The organism is Okeania sp. SIO2B9 (assembly GCF_010672505.1).
Classification (GTDB): domain Bacteria; phylum Cyanobacteriota; class Cyanobacteriia; order Cyanobacteriales; family Microcoleaceae; genus Okeania; species Okeania hirsuta.
Genome location: NZ_JAAHGK010000476.1, coordinates 1 through 5171 on the forward strand (window position 1 = coordinate 1; position 5171 = coordinate 5171).

General features: G+C 34.2%; 5 protein-coding genes. 1 reads left to right on the forward strand and 4 read right to left on the reverse strand.

The features are described from left to right. Positions 1–84: 84 nt before the first annotated feature. From F6K13_RS17195 to F6K13_RS17215, 4 genes are all read right to left on the reverse strand, one after another. Positions 85–894 (reverse strand): Rho termination factor, encoded by an 810-nt coding sequence (locus F6K13_RS17195; protein WP_240039084.1) that lies wholly within the window; start codon positions 892–894, stop codon positions 85–87. A 53-nt stretch (positions 895–947) separates the two neighbouring features. Beyond that, complete coding sequence (locus tag F6K13_RS17200) at positions 948–1139, reverse strand: hypothetical protein (protein WP_192901164.1); 192 nt, start codon at positions 1137–1139, stop codon at positions 948–950. 363 nt (positions 1140–1502) lie between these two features. Then, the gene (locus tag F6K13_RS17205) at positions 1503–2450 is read right to left on the reverse strand and encodes a ParA family protein (RefSeq protein WP_287287886.1); all 948 of its coding nucleotides are present in this window, start codon (positions 2448–2450) and stop codon (positions 1503–1505) included. 518 nt (positions 2451–2968) lie between these two features. After that, positions 2969–3463 carry a hypothetical protein gene (locus F6K13_RS17215; RefSeq protein ID WP_192901165.1) on the reverse strand — a complete coding sequence of 165 codons (495 nt, stop codon included), beginning with the start codon at positions 3461–3463 and terminating at the stop codon, positions 2969–2971. A gap of 788 nt (positions 3464–4251) precedes the next feature. Here F6K13_RS17215 and ychF point away from each other — a divergent pair. Next, positions 4252–5171: redox-regulated ATPase YchF (gene ychF / locus F6K13_RS17220; RefSeq protein ID WP_287287887.1), on the forward strand; the 920-nt coding region annotated here is incomplete at its 3' end.

A 5171-nucleotide genomic window follows, 5' to 3' on the forward strand; every position in this document is an offset into this window, starting at 1 on the left:
GAAAAATCAAGCTTTTCAAACACATTTTACTTAAACAAATAAACTTGTTAAAAATAGTTGGATAGGTTCTTCAATTCTTTCCCCCTACTGACTACTGCCTACTCCCTCTTTTCTTAAATAAAATACCTCTTTTAAAACATTAATCTTAGCTTTTCCAATTCCACATTTTAATTTTGTAATTGCTTCTAAGCTTTTCCAATTTTGACGTGGAGCTTCAGCAATAAGTTCTGTCGCTTTTACTAATTCAACTTGTTTTAGTTGACTATTTGGCTTTTCGATTAAATATTTAAGTGCTGCTTGAATTTCATCTTTTGTGGCAGTGGAAAGATTTACTTTCTCTGGTTCGGGTATTGGTTGGGGAGTCAGATAAAATACTTCTTTTAAAGCTTTGACTTTAGCCATCGTAATTCCACACTTTAATTTTGTAATAGGTTTAAAATCTTTCCAATATTGACGTGGTGCTTCATCAATACGATTTGTGGCTACTGCTAGTTTCACTCCTTTAAGTTGACTGTCTGGTTTTTCAATTAAGTATTGAAGTGCTATTTTAATTTCGTCTCTCGTGGCGGTTGAAAGATTTATTTGTGGTATTTTTTCCCCAGACAAAATTTTGCTAATTTTTTCAGTTTCTTCACTTTCATCAGCAATAACACACCAAACTTTTTCTAAACCAGCAGCTTCAGCTACGGCAAAAATAAAGGAGTTACCAATTACTTCATATTTATCCTCTTCAACTTCTTTCACAATTACAGGTATCCAGTTTCGCCCCCCACTTTCACTGAGAAATTTTGCCGTTGCTGAAATTAGAAATTCTGGCGCATCTATTCCATCCCCCGGTTCAATTTCATCAATATACAGATGTATTAACTTACCAATATTACTCAAATTACTCATTGTAAAAAATATTCCTTAACCAAATCTATATAATATGTGGGAAAATCAAAGAATTAATCAATGACTTGATATTGCTCTTCTCCCACTTTTTTCACAATTACAGGTACCCAGTTTCGCCCCCCACTTTCACTGAGAAATTTTGCCGTTGCTGAGATTAGAAATTCTGGGGCATCTATTCCATCCCCCGGTTCAATTTCATCAATATACAGATGTATCAACTTACCAACATTACTGAAATTACTCATTGTAGGAAATACTCCTTAACCAAATCTATATAATATGTGGGAAAATCAAAGAATTAATCAATGACTTGATATTGCTCTTCTCCCACTTTTTTCACAATGACAGGTATCCAGTTTTTACCATCTGTTTTATTCAGAAATTTTGCCGTTGCTGACATTAGAAATTCTGACGCATCTATTCCATCCCCCGGTTCAATTTCATCAATATTAGATGTATTAACTTACCAATATTAAGTAGGTCGGTGTTGAAAATTATCGTTATGAAAAGGCAGGAGGCAGAGGGCAGAAGGGAAGAGAGTTTTTGGCAAATTTACTTTTCGTTACTAACTTGTTGTTTTTTTGAACTGTTCTACTTACTCAAATTACTCATTGTAGAAAATACTCCTTAACCAAATTTATATAATATCCCTTAGCTATTTTATCTTTGTAAACAGCAGGTATATGAGAAAAAGCAGAATTTGCAATAGAAGCATAATTAGGAAGTTCAAATATATCTGTATTTTTGTTTGCTGCTGTATAGCGGGGATAAAAATATGGTCTAAGGGCAAATTGATGATTTGAATTTTCTTGAGCTTCTCTAATCAGTTTATTGATATGCAATTTAGCACCTTTCTTTTGAGCGTCCGTCATTTTCTCACCATTAAAAAAAATCGGTAGAGCTACTGGTCCGAAATCTTCATTTTTTCTTCTTGCTGCATCTTTTATTCTTGCTTTTTGAACTGCTGGAATATATTCTTTAATAGCTATAGCTGCATTTTCTAGGGAAAATAAGTTGTTATGTTTTGCTGGAATTAGCACTACATCTGCTGCATAAACAGCACTAACACTAAATATTCGCCAGTTGGGAGGAGCATCAATGAAGATATAATCATAGCTATTTTTTAGTGTGTCTAATAATTTGCTTAATCTATCAAAGGTAATTTTTTGCGCAACATCGTCCCAATCGCCAAGTTTTCCATGTACTGGAATGACATCAAAACCAAATGATTTTTTTGATTTTTTACTATTAAGTTTGTAGGGATAAATGACATCTGTGACATTAATATTTTTATCTACTAAACAATCATAAAAAGTAGGTGTACCTGGTTTTATTGCTAGAGAATTTGTCAGGTCTCTTTGATTAGGGTCAAAATCAACAATCAAAACTTTCTTATTATACAGAGATAAGGTTGCTGCTGTATTAACTGTAGTTGTTGTTTTTCCTACGCCACCCTTATTGTTATAAACTGCTACGGTTAATACTTTTTGTGGCTTATCAATTTTTTCTTTAATTGATGTAGCTATTTTGATGATATTTTCTGGATTAATTTCCAAACAAACTGTCGCCGGATGAATAACTTTTCCATGCTTTCTAAATAATTGAATGTGATTAGCATTGGTAATTATTCCCCACTTAACTGTTTGACAGTTTTCTGCTAACAAATACCGTTTAATTTGCACAACTGTCTTTTGATATTGTGTCGAATCAGGAGTTAAATTAACATTCCGAGCTTTCAATTCTACGAGAATATCTGGATTAGTCTTTGTTTGGGAAAATATATCATTTTCCGTACTATGACGGATAGCATAATCAACAGCATCAGTACCACTTCCTGTAGGAAAAGAAGGTACCTGCTCATTTAGTTCAAAACCTAAAAACTTGAATAATTCAGAAGCAAAAATCTGATTAACTTGAGCTTCAGATGCGTCCTCCGGCAGATTTTGACCAAAGCATCTACAAGGGCTTGATTTTTCACAGCACTATCCATCTGTCGTTAATTTTTTTGACTTTAACTATCAGCCTATCACGACAAGTATGGCAAAAAATCTCAATTTTATCTACTTACTTACATCTATATATATTTATATGCTCGATTAGCACTAACCGGATTAAAATTCGTATCTACAAATTGCACCGGACTATAAGTATCAATCCACAAATGAGCTCCACATCCAGCCGGGTTGTGAGGTCGATAAACAATTCGACAAGGACCTTTGATTTCTAGCTGATAACCATAGTTATTGTGATTAGTCTGCTTCACAGAAACTACTGGTTTGATATCTTTTAGTGGGTGATTTGCATTGCGCTGAATGATATGCTGATTAACATGAATCATAGTCGGTTTAGTACGCCTCCGCTTACACCAAATACCTTTCGGTCCTCTGGTACCAGGATAAATTACAGGCATTTCATTGTCTTCTGGCCCATAAATGGGAATTTTCCAGAAGCCATTTTCTTTGTAAGCATTTTTCACTCTACCTTGAGCCAATAATATCCGCAAACGTTGACCGGAAATACCCAATAAATATGCTGCTTCTCTAGTTCCAATAATTTTTTCTTGATCCATTGCACAATAGTTTTTTGATATAGAATTTTAATTAATAATCAAAAAATACTTTAACTTAATTTTCTAGCTAAAAACCACTAACTCCACAAAACTTAATCTAGACTTTCTATGTAAATAAATTTTTGAAAATTTATTATTTAACAAGATAAGGAAAATAATTCTTTCAGTTTATTTGGTTGCTGATCATATTCTGCATCCCTATTGCGATCGCTCTTACTATTGAACAATAAGTATAGCAATGTGCGCTGGCATATTTACACATTATTTTTTGTACACCTTTTCCCTTACTGCACTTTGAGCTAGACATTGTAAATACCTGAGCGCTCATTGCTATATTTGAGATTATTCAATTTTTATTTTGATAAACTGTTTTTCTACACTGCAAAACTTATGGCTTATTTACCTAGCGGGACTTTAGCAAAAAATACCTTAAAAATCGTTTTAAATCCTTGCTGTGTAATGCTTTAAGGTCAAAATAGCCTATTTATTGTACAAGCTAGATTTGAGCCATTTTTAGCCAGAGCAACGAAAACACGTTGCTACCGTTGAGTTTGAAGCCATTTTCAGCCTAAAAAATATCAAAGTCCCGCTAGCTCCTCCTCATTTAACAAAAAAGGCAAACTAGGTTTTTTTATTTTTTGATTCTTGATTTTAAGTGAAACTTGAGGTTAGAAATCAAGATTCTTCTTTCCTTCTGCTATCCTAATCTAAATAGGCAGTTATACAGTAACCCTACCTGTAATTTCTTTAATTTTTAACTTTTTACTTTTAATTTTTGACTTAAATTTATGCTCAGAGCTGGAATTGTCGGACTACCCAACGTCGGAAAATCTACCTTATTTAACGCTTTGGTTGCTAATGCTAAAGCGGAAGCTGCTAACTTTCCATTTTGCACAATTGAACCCAATGTTGGTGTGGTGTCGGTGCCAGATGAGCGGTTAAATGTGCTGACTAAAATTTCTAATTCTGCTCAAACTATTCCTACTAGAATTGAGTTTGTTGATATTGCTGGTTTAGTAAAAGGTGCTAGTAAAGGAGAAGGCTTAGGTAATCAATTTTTATCTAATATTCGAGAGGTTGATGCTATTGTTCAGGTAGTCCGTTGTTTTGATAGTGAGGATATTATTCATGTTTCTGGTTCTGTCGATCCAGTGCGAGATATTGAGGTAATTAATTTAGAATTGGCTTTGTCCGATTTAGCTCAAGTTGAGCGCCGAATTGAGCGGACTAAAAAACAAGCTCGTACCAGTAAAGATGCTCAGGCAGAGTTGGAAGTTTTGACAAAATTAGAGGGGATTTTAAATGAAGGTAAGTCGGTGAGAATGGCTGACTTAAATGAAGAAGAATTTCTGTTAATTAAGCCTTTAAATCTGTTAACTTCTAAGCCCATAATTTATGCCACTAATGTGTCTGAGGATGATTTGGCTAGTGGGAATGATTGGGTTGAAAAAGTCCGCAATATTGCTGCGGTGGAAAATGCTCAAGTTGTGATAATTTCAGCTCAGGTAGAATCAGAATTAATTGAGTTACCGGAGGAAGAAAGAGCTGATTATTTAGAATCTTTAGGAGTAGAAGAAGGTGGGTTGAAATCTCTGATTAAGGCAACTTATGAATTGTTGGGATTGCGTACTTATTTTACTACTGGAGAAAAAGAAACCAAAGCTTGGACGATTAAGGCTGGAATGTTAGCTCCTCAAGCTGCTGGTGT

What these genes read in the sequence shown, in the direction of transcription:
- F6K13_RS17195 (WP_240039084.1), bottom strand. Translation starts at nt 894, where the DNA reads ATGAGTAATTTGAGTAATATTGGTAAGTTAATACATCTGTATATTGAT.
- F6K13_RS17200 (WP_192901164.1), bottom strand. Translation starts at nt 1,139, where the DNA reads ATGAGTAATTTCAGTAATGTTGGTAAGTTGATACATCTGTATATTGAT.
- F6K13_RS17215 (WP_192901165.1), bottom strand. Translation starts at nt 3,463, where the DNA reads ATGGATCAAGAAAAAATTATTGGAACTAGAGAAGCAGCATATTTATTG.